The 14,247-nt window shown below is 67.5% G+C and carries 8 protein-coding genes; 2 read left to right on the top strand and 6 right to left on the bottom strand.

Translation table 11 applies throughout. From position 1 onward, the window contains the following. Positions 1-5 precede the first annotated feature (5 nt). Both OOB33_RS19700 and OOB33_RS19695 read right to left on the bottom strand, forming a co-directional pair. Entirely contained in the window at positions 6-3,131 is a 3,126-nt protein-coding gene (locus tag OOB33_RS19700) for a PEP-CTERM sorting domain-containing protein (RefSeq protein ID WP_271009884.1), read from the bottom strand. A 352-nt stretch (positions 3,132-3,483) separates the two neighbouring features. Continuing rightward, entirely contained in the window at positions 3,484-4,002 is a 519-nt protein-coding gene (locus tag OOB33_RS19695; protein ID WP_271009883.1) for a DUF1993 domain-containing protein, read from the bottom strand. Between the two features lie 180 nt (positions 4,003-4,182). On the opposite strand from OOB33_RS19695, the gene clpB reads away from it, so the two are divergent. Then, positions 4,183-6,789 (top strand): ATP-dependent chaperone ClpB, encoded by a 2,607-nt coding sequence (clpB, locus tag OOB33_RS19690; RefSeq protein WP_271009882.1) that lies wholly within the window; start codon positions 4,183-4,185, stop codon positions 6,787-6,789. A gap of 673 nt (positions 6,790-7,462) precedes the next feature. Here clpB and OOB33_RS19685 read toward each other — a convergent pair. After that, on the bottom strand, positions 7,463-8,488 hold the full coding sequence (locus tag OOB33_RS19685) for a DUF2804 domain-containing protein (protein WP_271009881.1): 1,026 nt from the start codon (positions 8,486-8,488) through the stop codon (positions 7,463-7,465). Beyond that, complete coding sequence (locus OOB33_RS19680) at positions 8,485-9,501, bottom strand: AraC family transcriptional regulator (RefSeq protein ID WP_271009880.1); 1,017 nt, start codon at positions 9,499-9,501, stop codon at positions 8,485-8,487. Before OOB33_RS19680 ends, OOB33_RS19685 begins: the two co-directional genes overlap by 4 nt. Before the next feature lie 208 nt (positions 9,502-9,709). Here OOB33_RS19680 and OOB33_RS19675 point away from each other — a divergent pair, with 208 nt between their 5' ends. Continuing rightward, positions 9,710-10,600, top strand: coding sequence for a sterol desaturase family protein (locus OOB33_RS19675; protein ID WP_271009879.1), 891 nt, complete (start codon positions 9,710-9,712; stop codon positions 10,598-10,600). On the opposite strand, the gene OOB33_RS19670 is transcribed toward OOB33_RS19675, so the two are convergent. Both OOB33_RS19670 and OOB33_RS19665 read right to left on the bottom strand, forming a co-directional pair. Next, positions 10,575-11,813: a PepSY-associated TM helix domain-containing protein gene (locus OOB33_RS19670; protein WP_271009878.1), complete on the bottom strand. Its 1,239-nt coding sequence runs from the start codon at positions 11,811-11,813 to the stop codon at positions 10,575-10,577. The genes OOB33_RS19675 and OOB33_RS19670 overlap by 26 nt on opposite strands. A 2-nt stretch (positions 11,814-11,815) precedes the next feature. Beyond that, the gene (locus OOB33_RS19665) at positions 11,816-13,993 is read right to left on the bottom strand and encodes a TonB-dependent receptor (RefSeq protein WP_271009877.1); all 2,178 of its coding nucleotides are present in this window, start codon (positions 13,991-13,993) and stop codon (positions 11,816-11,818) included. Positions 13,994-14,247: the final 254 nt, after the last annotated feature.

Here is a 14,247-nt window from a genome sequence, read left to right as displayed (position 1 = left end):
CCCGCTTACTGCTCAGCCACGCGGTGGCGACGCGATGACAGCCAGCCGAACAAAGCCAGGCCCGAGAACATCAGCGCCCAGCTGGAAGGCTCAGGCACCGCAGTCACGCGCAAGGTGATGTCGCTGGCGTTGTAGTCGACGCTCAGCGTCAAGCCCGGGCTGCCCAGCCATTGCACCTGGCTGAAGCGGCCCCCGCCGACCAGTTGGCTGAAGGTGGCGATCTTGAAACTGTCTCCCACCTGAGGGCCGAATCCGTCCAGGCTCTCCACTTTCAGCACGCCGCCGACGCGCAAGTCGCTGCTGATGCTGATGGCATCAAAGCTGCTCAAGCTGGCCAGGTCGATGTCCAGCACCGAGGTGCTGCCCAGGGTCAGATCGCCGTCGATGGCCAGTTGGCCGACGGTGGACAAGCTTCCTGGGCTCAGCTCGCCCAGGTTCAGCAGCGCATAGCTCTGGCCTGCAGTCCGGATCATTCCGTCGCCCTCCAGCCGCCCGTGGTTGTTGAAGTTGGCCTCAGATGAGCTCAGGCTCGCGCCTGCAGCAATGCGGGCGACCCCGGTGTTGTTCCATGCGTCTCGGAGCAGGAAAGTGCCGGAGTTGATGTGAATCTGGCCGCTGTTGTTGAAGCCGTAGGCCTGGGTGGTGCCCAGGCCGTTGCGCTCGTAGGTGCCGGCGTTGTTGAAGCTGCCATTGCCGGAGTAGGCGAGGTAGCGGTTGCCGGAGGGGTTGACGGTACCGGCATCGACGAAGGTGGTGCCTGCGGCGACGTTGATGCGGGCATTGGAGCCGACGGAGATGGTGCCGCTGCCGGCGGACCAGCTGGCGCCGCCGTTCAGGTTGAGGGTGTGGGTGGCGTCGACGTACTGGTTGTTGCTGCCGGAGAAGCTGGCCGCGCCGGTGATGGTGGTGGTGCCGGGGCCGAAGAGGGAGCCGGAGGAGAAGGTGAGGGCGCCGGCGGTGAGCAGGCCGCTGCCACCGCGGTTGCCGCCGGCCAGGCCCAGGCTGGCCACGCTGTGGCTGCCTTCGTTGTAGAAGTTGCCGTAGTCCAGTTGCAGGGCGCCGTCGATGCTGGCGGCCGCGGTGAGGGTGAGGTTGCCAGCGCTCTGGCGCAGCAGGCCGGCGTTGCTGACGCTGCCGGAGATGGTGGCGTTGCCACCGGAGTAGTCGAGCACAGCGCCGCTGGCGATCTGGATCTGGCCGGAGGAGCTGGAGTCAGCGCGCATCAGCATCGTGCCGGCGTTGATCTTGAGCGTGCCGCTGTTGTTGAAACCGTAGGCGTGTGTGGTGCCCAGGCCGTTGCGCTCGTAGGTGCCGGCATTGTTGAAGCTGCCGTTGCCGGAGTAGGCGAGGTAGCGGTTGCCGGAGGGGTTGAGGATACCGGCATCGACGAAGGTGGTGCCGGAGGCGACGTTGATGCGGGCATTGGAGCCGACGGAGATGGTGCCGCTGCCGGCGGACCAGCTGGCGCCGCCGTTCAGGTTGAGGGTGTGGGTGGCGTCGACGTACTGGTTGTTGCTGCCGGAGAAGCTGGCCGCGCCGGTGATGGTGGTGGTGCCCGGGCCGAAGAGGGAGCCGGAGGAGAAGGTGAGGGCGCCGGCGGTGAGCAGGCCGCTGCCACCGCGGTTGCCGCCGGCCAGGCCCAGGCTGGCCACGCTGTGGCTGCCTTCGTTGTAGAAGTTGCCGTAGTCCAGTTGCAGGGCGCCGTCGATGCTGGCGGCCGCGGTGAGGGTGAGGTTGCCAGCGCTCTGGCGCAGCAGGCCGGCGTTGCTGACGCTGCCGGAGATGGTGGCGTTGCCACCGGAGTAGTCGAGCACAGCGCCGCTGGCGATCTGGATCTGGCCGGAGGAGCTGGAGTCGGCTCGCATCAGCATCGTGCCGGCGTTGATCTTGAGCGTGCCGCTGTTGTTGAAACCGTAGGCGTGTGTGGTGCCCAGGCCGTTGCGCTCGTAGGTGCCGGCATTGTTGAAGCTGCCGCTGCCGGAGTAGGCGAGGTAGCGGTTGCCGGAGGGGTTGAGGGTACCGGCATCGACGAAGGTGGTGCCGGTGGCGACGTTGATGCGGGCATTGGAGCCGACGGAGATGGTGCCGCTGCCGGCGGACCAGCTGGCGCCGCCGTTCAGGTTGAGGGTGTGGGTGGCGTCGACGTACTGGTTGTTGCTGCCGGAGAAGCTGGCCGCGCCGGTGATGGTGGTGGTGCCGGGGCCGAAGAGGGAGCCGGAGGAGAAGGTGAGGGCGCCGGCGGTGAGCAGGCCGCTGCCACCGCGGTTGCCGCCGGCCAGGCCCAGGCTGGCCACGCTGTGGCTGCCTTCGTTGTAGAAGTTGCCGTAGTCCAGTTGCAGGGCGCCGTCGATGCTGGCGGCCGCGGTGAGGGTGAGGTTGCCGGCGCTCTGGCGCAGCAGGCCGGCGTTGCTGACGCTGCCGGAGATGGTGGCGTTGCCACCGAAGTAGTCGAGCACAGCGCCGCTGGCGATCTGGATCTGGCCGGAGGAGCTGGAGTCGGCGCGCATCAGCATCGTGCCGGCGTTGATCTTGAGCGTGCCGCTGTTGTTGAAACCGTAGGCATGGGTGGTGCCCAGGCCGTTGCGCTCGTAGGTGCCGGCGTTGTTGAAGCTGCCGTTGCCGGAGTAGGCGAGGTAGCGGTTGCCGGAGGGGTTGAGGGTACCGGCATCGACGAAGGTGGTGCCGGTGGCGACGTTGATGCGGGCATTGGAGCCGACGGAGATGGTGCCGCTGCCGGCGGACCAGCTGGCGCCGCCGTTCAGGTTGAGGGTGTGGGTGGCGTCGACGTACTGGTTGTTGCTGCCGGAGAAGCTGGCCGCGCCGGTGATGGTGGTGGTGCCGGGGCCGAAGAGGGAGCCGGAGGAGAAGGTGAGGGCGCCGCTGGTGAGCAGGCCGCTGCCGCCGCGGTTGCCTCCGGCCATGATCAAGCGGTCCAGCAGTCGGTCGCTGTCCAGAATGGCGCTGCCGGTGCTGAGGGTGGCTGTGTCGCCGGAACCCGGCAGGCCCAGCAGTGACCATTTGTTTGCATCGGTCCAACTGCCTGTGCCTCCCAGCCAGACGTAGTCCAGCGCCTGGACCGGACCGGCGCCCAATGCCAGCAAGCTGGCCAGCAGCAGGGGACTCAAGCGCATGGGCATCGGCATCAGCTGCTTCGATGGACGGCGAGATGGAATACGCGGTGCGTTCTTCATGTGGATCCCTGTGGTGAAGTGCTGCGGATGTGGGCAGCGGGACGGGGCGAATGACAATGGAGTGCCGGGCGTCATGGCCATGAACAGGCGAATGAGGCTGGGCCTGTGAAACGGCCGCCAGTCCCTTCGCCCACGCCTTGAGCGCGCCGACCCCTCAGAGACGGACATGCGGCAAGGCCGTCAGGGCCGGACGAACTTCAAGTTAGGGGGCTCGCGGACAAGCCTTGGGCGTCGTCGCTCACGCGAAGGACAGGCAACGTTGCCCCGGACATCGGGCGCGCTGGTTCAGGGGCTAACGGTAGCGATGCAAACCGTCGAAGTCCTGCTTGCCCAGGGGCACGCCGCTCTGGCGCAGCAAGGCGTAGGCGCAGCTCAGATGGAAGAAGAAATTGGGCAGGGCAAAGTGCTGCAGAAACTCGGTGGCGGGCAGTTGCAACTGCGCTCGGCCGGCGTCACTGTCGATCACCCGCGCTTCGGCACCTCGGAAGGCTTCGGCAGGCAGGGCGTCGAGGTCGCTTTGACGCTCGCGCAGCAGGGCTTGCAGGCCGGCCAGACCGGGCGCCGGGCTGCCCAGTGGTGGCACGGGCAGCCCTTGCAGCGGGGCGCAGGCGCGCAGGACAAATCCTGCGGCGATCTGCACCTGCAAATGCAGCGGCAGCATGTCCGGCGCCAGGCGCGCTTCCAGCAGCTGGGCCTCGTTGACGCGGCCCTTCGTGACTTCGGCTTGAGCTGCATCAAGCATCAGGCTCAGCTGCCTGAGGTAGCGTTGGAACACGGGCACGCTGGCGGTGTAGAGCTGGGGCGGGTTCATGGTGTGGAAGGCAGGCAGGGCGGCTGACAGGATTGCGGCGGCGATTGTGCCGCTCGCTGCGTGCCGTCGGTGGCAAGCCCTTCGCTGGAGCACTCCCCCTAGAAGCCGCGCTCTGCGCCGCGGGCCTCTTGAAAGCCGGGTCTATGGCCTCAGCTGTCCGAGCAACGGAGGATTCATCCCATGCGTGCAGACAAGTTCACCACCCGTTTCCAAGAAGCCTTGGGCGAGGCTCAGAGCCTGGCCATCACCCGCGACAACCCGTACATGGAGCCCGCCCATGTGCTGAGCGCCATGTTGGCGCAGGAGGACGGCCCCAAAGCCTTGCTGGAGCGTTCCGGCGTCAAGGTGTCGGCGCTCAAGACCGCGCTCGACAGCATCATCGCCGGCCTGCCCCAGGTGCAGGGCGAAGGCCAGCAGGTCAGCGCCGGGCGCGACCTGGTGGCCTTGCTGCAGGCGGCCGAGAAAGAGGCCTCCAAGCGCGGCGATCACTTCATCGCCAGCGAGATGTTTCTGCTGGCCTTGGCTGATGCCAAAACCGATCTGGCCGGCATCGCGCGTGGTCATGGCCTGAGCCGCAAATCGCTGGAAGCCGCCATCGAGGCGGTGCGTGGCGGCCAGAAGGTCGACAGCCAGGAGTCCGAAGGAAACCGCGAAGCGCTCAAGAAGTACACGCTCGATCTGACCGAGCGCGCCCGCGAAGGCAAGCTGGACCCGGTGATCGGCCGCGATGACGAGATCCGCCGCGCCATCCAGGTGCTGCAGCGCCGCAGCAAGAACAACCCGGTGCTGATTGGCGAGCCGGGCGTGGGCAAGACCGCCATCGTCGAAGGCCTGGCCCAGCGCATCGTCAACGGCGAGGTGCCCGATTCCCTGAAGAACAAGCGCGTGCTGGTGCTGGACATGGCCTTGCTGCTGGCTGGCGCCAAGTACCGTGGAGATTTTGAGGAACGTCTGAAGTCCGTGCTCAAGGAAGTGGCGCAGGACGAAGGCCAGACGATTCTCTTCATCGACGAGATCCACACCATGGTCGGCGCCGGCAAGGCCGAGGGCGCCATCGACGCCGGCAATATGCTCAAGCCGGCCCTGGCCCGCGGCGAGCTGCACTGCATCGGCGCGACCACTTTGGACGAGTACCGCAAGTATGTGGAAAAGGACGCCGCCCTGGAGCGCCGTTTCCAGAAGGTGCTGGTCGATGAGCCGACGGTGGAGGCCACCATCGCCATCCTGCGTGGCCTGCAAGAAAAGTACGAGGTCCACCATGGCGTGGAGATCACCGACCCGGCCATCATCGCTGCGGCCGAACTGAGCCACCGCTACATCACCGATCGTTTTCTGCCCGACAAGGCCATCGACCTGATCGACGAGGCCGCCGCCAAGATCAAGATCGAGATCGACTCCAAGCCCGAGGTGATGGACAAGCTCGATCGCCGCATGATCCAGCTCAAGATCGAGCGCGAGGCCGTGCGCCGCGAGAAGGACGAGGGCTCGATCAAGCGCTTCGAACTGATCGAGGAAGAGCTGCTCAAGCTGCAGCGCGAGTACAACGACCTGGAAGAGATCTGGACCGCCGAGAAGGCCCAGGCCCAGGGCAGCGCCCACGTCAAGGAAGAGATCGACCGCATCAAGCAGCAGATCGAGGAACTCAAGCGCAAGGGCGATTTCAACAAGGTTGCCGAGCTGCAATACGGCCGCCTGCCCGAGCTGGAAAAGGGCCTGAAGGAGGCCCAGGCCAAGGAGGCCGGCAAGGCCAAATCAGGCAAGGAGGGCACGGCGCGCCCGCAGCTGCTGCGCACCATGGTCGGCGCCGAAGAGATCGCCGAAGTGGTGGCCCGTGCCACCGGCATCCCGGTGTCCAAGCTGATGCAGGGTGAGCGCGACAAGCTGCTGCAGATGGAAGCCAAACTGCACCAACGCGTGGTCGGCCAGGATGAGGCCATCACCGCGGTGGCCGATGCCATCCGCCGCTCGCGCGCCGGCCTGTCGGACCCGAACCGCCCCTTGGGCAGCTTCCTCTTCCTGGGCCCCACCGGCGTGGGCAAGACCGAGCTGTGCAAGGCCTTGGCCGGCTTCCTGTTCGACAGCGAAGAGCATCTGATCCGCATGGACATGAGCGAGTTCATGGAGAAACATTCGGTGTCGCGCCTGATTGGCGCGCCTCCGGGCTATGTGGGCTATGACGAAGGCGGCTACCTGACCGAGGCCGTGCGCCGCAAGCCCTACAGCGTGCTGCTGCTGGACGAGGTCGAAAAGGCCCACCCCGATGTGTTCAATGTGCTCTTGCAGGTTCTGGACGACGGTCGCCTGACCGATGGCCAGGGCCGCACCGTGGACTTCAAGAACACGGTGATCGTGATGACCAGTAACTTAGGATCTCAGCAGATCATGGCCTTGGCTGGTGAATCGAGCGAAGTCATCAAGGACGCCGTCTGGGGCGAGGTCAAGGCGCATTTCCGCCCCGAGTTCCTCAACCGCATCGACGAGACCGTGGTCTTCCATGCGCTGGACGCCAAGCACATTGCCTCCATTGCCAAGATCCAGCTGCAGATCCTGGAGCAGCGTCTGGAGAAGCTGGAGATGAAGCTCGACGTCAGCCCGGCGGCCTTGGACGAATTGGCCAAGGTCGGCTTCGACCCTGTGTTTGGCGCCCGCCCGCTCAAGCGCGCCATCCAGCAGCGTGTCGAGAACCCGCTGTCCAAGCTCATCCTGCAAGGCCGCTTCGGCCCCAAGGATGTGATCCCGGTCGATGTGCAGGACGGCGAGTTCCAGTTCGGGCGCGTGGTGCATTGAGTGAGTGCGTGGCGGCCCCTCTCGTTCTGCGAGGGGCTGCTGGCGGCACATTGCTACCCTTCGCTGTGCTCGTCGCTCACGCTGCGGTGCCTCGGGCCGCCGCCGTGCTCAAGGTTCGCGGGTCGGCTCTTCGAGCCGACTCCCCTCGCTGCTCACTCCGCGGCTCAGCGGCGCCAAACTCCCTCCGTTCGCTGCGCTCACTGCGGTCAGACAGTGGCGCCGAGTCAGAGCTTGAAGCGCGCTTGAAGCAAACTTCGGCGCGCGCCTGAGCCGCTCCGCTGCGCCCTCGGCCGCGCACAAATCGCCCGTCGGCGGGCCGAGCCACCTTCGGAGTTGGCGTGTTCCTCCGTTGATGAGGCAGATCGATCGCCGTGCAAGCGCCCTGCAGCCCGTGCCGCTGCCGGGCGATTTGTGAGGGGCCGAGCAGCACAGCGCCTCGGGGCGCGCACGTACTCGTGCGCTTCAAGTTCTGACTTGGCGCTTCTGTCTGAACGAAGCGAACGCAGGGAGCGAAGTGAGTTATGCGCCAGCCCCGAGGTGCGAGCAGCGCAGGGAAGTCGGCCCGCTAGGGCCGACCCCGGAACCATGAGCCCGGTGGCGGCGCGGGCTGCAGGGCCTCACGAGCAAAACCAAAGAAAGCTCTGTGCCGTTCACTGCCATCCCAGCTCTCGGATCACCACATCGACCGATGGTCCTCGGTCACGCCCAGCAGCTGGTGAACCTCGCGCTTGGGGTCATTGGGTGATGCTCGCACCCAGCCGCTGAAGCGGCCGACCGGCTGCACGTAGTGGCTGGCGGCGAAACCGAGGTGGCGGGCGTCCTGACGGGCTCCTTCGGGCTGGAACTGCAAGTTGAGCAGGCCGTCGTCCGTACGGACATGCCAGAGTTGTAAGGGCCGGGCCGCATCGAAGGCGAACTGGGCGGCGCCGAGCGGGATGAGCTGGCCGTCCAGCCACAGCGCGTTCTCCTGCCCGCCGAAATAGCCCTGCTGCAGATTGAAGCCCAGCCCGGGCCCGTGGGCGCTGGCCCAGCGCCAGGCGGTGTGGCGTGCCAGCAGGCCGTTGGAGGCGTCGAGCGCACCCCAGGCCTGGTCCAGGCTCAGATCCTCATGCCCGGCAGCGCCGCGCAAGCGCGCCTGGCCGCGCAAAGGCAGGGCGCTGGTTTTCAGCGTGGCATGGGCCACGCCGCCATCGGCGATGGGGCCGATGGCCAGCAGTGGGGGCGCCATGTGGGCGAGATCCAGCTGCGATTCCAGTTGAAACTGTGGCGTGTCGAGCTGGACCTGCATCAGCTGACTCGAATCACGGCTCAGGCTGATGCGCGCGCCTGGGCCGCGGAAGCGGGTGACGCTGCCTGCTGCGAACGGCGCATCGGCCACGTGCGCCTGCAGGCCCGGCAGACCATCCTGGCTCCAGTCCACGCGCAGGCGGGCTTGCTGCCGGTCGAACAGGTAGGCGAAGGCCGTTGCGGTCCAGCCGACATCGACCACGGCCAGGCCGATGAACACCCGCTCGTCACCGAGGCCCAGGTAAAGCCAGCGCTTGTGATGCAGCCGGCGCCACAGCCAGCTGCGTGCGTGCGGGGGCTGCAGGCCGCGCCAGTCAAAGCCGAGGTCCAGCTGGCCGGCATAGCGCCCCGTGGCGGGGGCGCCGTTCAAGACCAGGCCGGCTGGCGCGGAGTGCAAATGGATGGGCTTCATCCGCGACGCACCTTGGCATCCTGTGTGCGCCGCCATTCCTGCGGCGTCTGCCCCGTCCACTGCCGGAAGGCGCGGCTCAGGGCGCTGTGCTCCGAATAACCCAGCAAGCCGGCCACCTCGCTGAGCTCCAGCTCGGGGTCGCGCAGATACGCTTCGGCCAGCTGCTGGCGGGTTTGGTCCAGCAGGGTTTGGAAGCTGCTGCCTTGCTCGCTCAGCCGGCGCTGCAGGCTGCGCGGGCTCAGGTGCAGGGCTTGGGCCAGGTCGGCCAGGGCCGTGCGGCCCGAGCGGATCAGGCCGATCAAGGTGTGGCGCCACAGGGCCAGCGGTTCGCTCAGGGCTTGGTGGGTGCCCAGCTCCTGCAGCAAGCGCTCGGCCTGCTCGTCCAGCAGGGCCAGCAAGGCGCTGTCCGAGGCTCGCAAGGGCAGGGCCAGGTCCGCATGGGCCAGGGTCAGGCGGGTGAGCGGCTGGGCAAAGCGTACCGGGCCGCCGAAGTAGGCCTCGTAGGGCTTCACATCGGCCGGCCGAGGGTTGACGAAATCCACGCCCAGGGCGCGCAGTGGCTTGCCGCTCAAATCACGCGTCAGGTGCATCAAGGCGGCCAGCGCGGTCTCGTCCACCAAGGGGCCGGGCCGGCCGCGCTCCACGCCCCAGACGATGTGCAGGCCGTCCGGACCCAGCTCGACCTGGGCCTGGTTGACGTCGTAGACCGAGCGGTGGTGGCGTTCCAATCGCTGCAGCGCTTGGGCCAGGGTGCCGCAGGCCAGGGCGGCATAGCCGATCACGCCGAAATGCCGCGGGCTGATGCCGCGACCCAGGCGCAGGGCAAAGGTGGCCGGCGGGCCGGGGTCCAGGGCTTGCGCGCGCTGTAACAAGGCCTGCCAGCGCTTCAGGGCCACAAAGTGTTCGCCCGCGGCCGGGCCTGGGCCCAGCAGGGCGGCTGCGTCGAGGCCGAGCGCGGCCAGATGCTCGTAAAGCAGCTGCACATAGCTGGCGGCAACGCGGGCTTCGGTCATGGGCAAATGAGGGGAACAGGTGAACGTGCGAAGAGCAGGTCTCGGGAAACTGGCCGCGATGATGCCCGAGCCGCATGCAGCGGCGCTCCGGACAAACGCCAGGGCGCCGCGGTTTTGGCGCGATCGGTCAAGTGATTGGCCATGTCCGTCAAGCCGGTGCCTGCGGTGCGGCGCATCATGTGGGTTGCCGCGGTTTTCTGTTGACCCCATGGACGCCCTGATCGACTTTTTCCAGCAGCTCTATCTCCGCCATGGCGACTGGCGCGACCTGACCCTGCTGCTGCTCTCGCCGCTCTTCATGGTTTTTATCGCCCTGGAGGCCTGGCGCCTGCGCCAGCGCCGCGTCTACCGCTGGCGCGACACCCTGGACAGCATGAACAGCGGCGGCAGCTATCTCTTGGTCGATCTGGTCCTGCTGGCCGTGTGGGTGCTGCCGGCCATGGGCTGGATCTACCAGCACCGGCTGTTCACCATCGAGGTGACGCCGCTGAACTTCATCGGCCTGTTTCTGGCAGTGGAGTTTTTGTACTACTGGTTCCATCGCGCCAGCCATCGCATCCGCTGGTTCTGGTGCGCCCATGTGGTGCACCACGGCTCGGAGCAGATGAACTTCACCACGGCGCTGCGGCAGAGCTGGTTCTACCCCATCGCCGGCAACTGGTTGTTCTACACGCCCATGGTCTGGCTGGGTTTCGAGCCGCGCTGGGTCTTGTTCGCGCTCTCGCTCAATCTGGGCTACCAGTTCTTCGTCCACACCCAGTGGGTCGATCGCATGCCGGCCTGGTTCGAGTGGGTCTTCAATACCCCCTCGCACCACCGCGCCCATCATGGCCGTAACGAGGTCTACATCGACCGCAACTTCGGCGGCATGTTGATCGTGTTCGATCGGCTTTTCGGCACCTTTGTGCCCGAAGACGAACCGGTGGACTACGGCCTGCAGCACCCGGTCGAAACCCACAACCTCTTCTGGCTCAATGCCCACGAATGGGCGGCCATGCTTGCGGACATGCGGCGTGAACGCAGCCTGTGGCTGGCCCTCAAGCATCTCTGGGCGCCGCCGGAATGGCGGCGGCTCAGCGACGGGGCCGATGCGCGCTGAGTTGCCGCCACAGCGGGCTCAGGCGCGCGCCGCCCGGCGTCGCAGCCAGAGGTAAACGCCGCTGCCCAGCAGGAGTGCCGGCGTCAGGCCGAACAGGGGTCCACAGCAGGCGCGCGCCCAGGCCCAAGGCTTCGCCCTTGTGCAGGGGGTAGATGAAATCCAGCACCTGATTGCCCGCCCCGGTGTGCAGCGGGTCGTGCAGGGCCTGCGGCTGGCCTTGAAGATTCAGTCGCAGCCGGGTGCTTCCGGTGTCCTTGCGCCACTCGCCCTGCTGCAGCAGGCGCAGCTCCGTCTGGCCTTCGGAGGCCTTGGCCAGGGTGATGCGTGTCCAGCGTGCCTGGCCGGCGGGGAACTGCGCTTCGGCGGCGCGGGCCAGGGCGTCGTAGTCCCAGTCGGTGCTTGCTGCCGCAGGCTGTGCTGATGGCTTGAGCTTGGGCCAGCTCTGCACCGGCAGCACGCTGCCGACCAGGGCGCGCGTGCTGTCACCAAAAGCCAGGGCCGCACCGGTGAGGCTCAGCACGATAAGCACCGGCGCCATCCACAGGCCCACGGCGCGGTGGACATCGAACCAGGTGCGTGCGGTCGATGCCCCCGTCTTGATGCTCAGCGCCTGCCGCCAGCTGCGCCAGCTGGGGCGCGCCGGCCAGGCCAGCCAGATGCCCGAGAGGCCCAGGCCCAGCAGCACCAGGCCGCCGATGCCGACCACCGTCTCGCCACGGTCGCCGCTGAGCAGGTAACGGTGCAGCTCGAACAGCGTGGGCATCAGATGAGCGGCGTCCCAGCGCACGGCGCCGCGATCGCGGTGGCCGAGGTAGAGCCCGCAGCGGGCATCGATGAAATGCTCGCGCCGCCAGCCGGTCTGCGGGTCGCGACGCTCCCACACCTGGTAGGCGGCGCCCGGCTGGGCTGGCGCCACGATCAGGGCCGGCTTGCGGCCGGGCGCCTGCTCGGCCAGCAGCTGCAGCACGCGGCGGATGGGCGCCGCCTCCGGGGCGGTTTCGGCCGCGGCGCAGGCCGGCCGCGCCTGCAACCAGGCCGGGTTGAGCATCGCATCTAGCTCGGCGCGCCAGACCAGGGCGCTGCCGCTCAGGCCCAGCAGCACCAGCAAGAGGCCAGCCGCCAGCGACACCCAGCGGTGCAGCCAGACCCAGAGCTTGCGAGCGTTCCAGCGCCGGGCCCGGGCCTGGTCTTGCATGATGTGCAGCGTCTCCACGTTCAGAAGGGGCGGCGCCAGCTCAGGCTCAGGCCGCGGCCGCGGCCGGCGTAGAAGTCCTCGCCCGTGCCGGCGTAGTGGGCCTGGCTGTAGTAGGTGATGTACTGGCGGTTGAACAGGTTCTCGACGCCGGCGCTCCACTGGCCTTGAGCCGTGTTCCAGCTCAGCGAGGCATCGACCAGGGTGACGCCCTTGAAGTGCTCTTCCAGCGAGGTCTTGCCCGAGAACTTGCCGACATTGGCATGCCGCGGCAGCTGCCGCTGCAGGCTCAGCTGGCTGCTCCATTGCGGGGCGAACTGCCAGGTGGCGGCGGCCACCCATTTGTCCGGCCCTTGCGAGCGGGCGCCCAGGTCCAGATCGAGCGCGCCGCCATTGCTGGTGCTGGACGTGCGGCCGCGGGTGCGGGCATAGCTGCTGCTGAGCTTGAGCTGCTCGCTCGGCCGCCATTCGCCGCTCACTTCCACGCCGCGCACGGTGATGGGCACGCGCTGCACGGTGCCGATGCCATTGCTGACGATCAGCTGGCTGCCCAGGTCGGAGCGCGATTCGTAGACCGAGGCCGAGACGCTGGCCTGCCGGCCGCGCCAGGCCAGGCCCAGCTCGCGGTTCTGGGTGACGATGGGTTGCAGGTCCACCAGGTCCGTGACTGAGCTGTTCGCGGCCTTGACGGCACGCAGGATCAGGCCCACATCCGGCGGGCCGAAGCCCTCGTTGTAGGCCACAAAGCTGGACCAGCCGCTGCGGCCAAAGCGCCAGACCGCGCCCAAGCTCTTGACCATCTCGCTGGCGCGGCGCTCGCCGCCTTGCACGCGCGGCTTGCCGTAGAACGCCAGGGTGTTGTAGCTGTCCACCTGCAGCTGGGTGTGCTCATCGCGCAGGCCGCCGCGCAGGGTCAAGGGGCCGAGCTCGTATTCCAGCTGGGCAAAGGGCGCGGTGCTGCGGAACTTGAGCGGCGGCACCCAGGCACGGCCGGTCAGGGTCAGGTCTTGCTGCGAGACATCGTCCAGCACGTCCAGGCCCAGGGTCAGCTCCAGGCCCGGGGTCCACAAGTCCTGGCGCACCCAGCTGGCGCGCAGGCCCCATTTGCGGGCTTCGATCTGGCTCTGGTCGACCAGGGTGTTCAGCGGCGCAATGGCTGCGTCCTGGAAGGTGGCGATCACGCCGCCGCTGTAGCGTGCGGCAAAGCGCTGGGCGAACAGCTGCAGCTGTGCCTGGCCCTGGGCCAGATCGGCGTGGCTCCAGCTCAGGCTGGCCGAGCGGCTGCGGTTGTAGAGCGGCTGGTAGTCCAGCCGGCCCGGCTTGGAGGAAGCGGGCAGCTCGCGGGCGCGGTCCCCCGGCACATCGACCCAGTCCTCGAAGCCATGGGCGGTGAACTGGTTAAACATCAGCTGCAGCTCTTGGTCGCCGAGGCGCTGGCCCAGCTTGATGAAGGCGTCGTTAGCCTTATGCAGGGATTCGGTGGCCAGCATGCGGCCCTCGCCGTCCACGCCCACATCTTGCGAACGTTGGCCGAGGTAGACCAGGGCGCTCCAGGGATCGGGTCCCTCGCTCAGGTGTTCCAGGCGGTAGCCGGTTTTCCAGCTGCTGCTGTTGCTGTGGCCCTGGCTGCCGAACTTCAGCTCCAGCAGCTGCTGGGTGCCGACCCGGCGCGGGCTGCGGGTGATGGTGTTGATGATGCCGCCGGTGGCGCCCATGCCCTGGGCCGCCGAAGCGCCGCTGACCACCTCGATGCGCTCGACGATCATCGGGTCGGCGAAGTAGCCCTCGCGGCCGCCGAAGCGCAGCGGGTTGGTCTGCGGAATGCCGTCCAGCAAGAGCAGGGCGTTGCGGCCGCGCAGGCCCTCGCCGAAGTTGCTCATCTTCTGCCGCGCCGGCGCATAACCGGGGATCTGCAGGGTCAGCAGCTGGCTGGGGTCTTCGCTGATCAGGCTTTGGGTCTCGATGTCCTGGCGGCCGATCACGCTGACCGCGCCGGGGATTTTTTCCAGCGCCTTGCTGCTGCGTGTGGCGGTGACGACGGTGCGTTCCAACTGCTGCACCGAGCTGGCGGGCGCCTCTTCGGGCAGCGTTTGCGCCTGGCTGGCGGCGGCAGCGCTGCACAGGCTGGCGGCGAGGGCGAGGGCGTGAGGGGTGAAACGAAGGGCGGAGGTGTGGCGGGCGGAGCGGGGAGGGCGTGACATGAAGAGGGAGGGGAGAAAAAGCGCGAACGAGAAGAAAAAAGAGGAGCCGCCAAGACCCGCGAGCTGCGGGCCTGACGTTTGAGGCCTGGGCTTGGCCAAGCCCAGGTGGCCCGACCAACGTTGCCGCGCATTGTAGATTGATAAATGCGAACAATTCGCATTTAATGTTGGACGAGGCGCAATTGACTGCAGGCTCGGCCCGGCTTCCGCCCCTGCCGCACAGCGGTCTCCCCTGCGCCTCCTAGAATGGCCCA

The sequence above is a fragment of the Paucibacter sp. B51 genome (assembly GCF_027863535.1).
In the GTDB taxonomy this organism is placed as follows: domain Bacteria; phylum Pseudomonadota; class Gammaproteobacteria; order Burkholderiales; family Burkholderiaceae_C; genus Paucibacter_A; species Paucibacter_A aquatilis.
The sequence above is the reverse complement of the archived record's forward strand: the minus strand, read 5'-3'. Positions and strand labels throughout refer to the sequence as shown.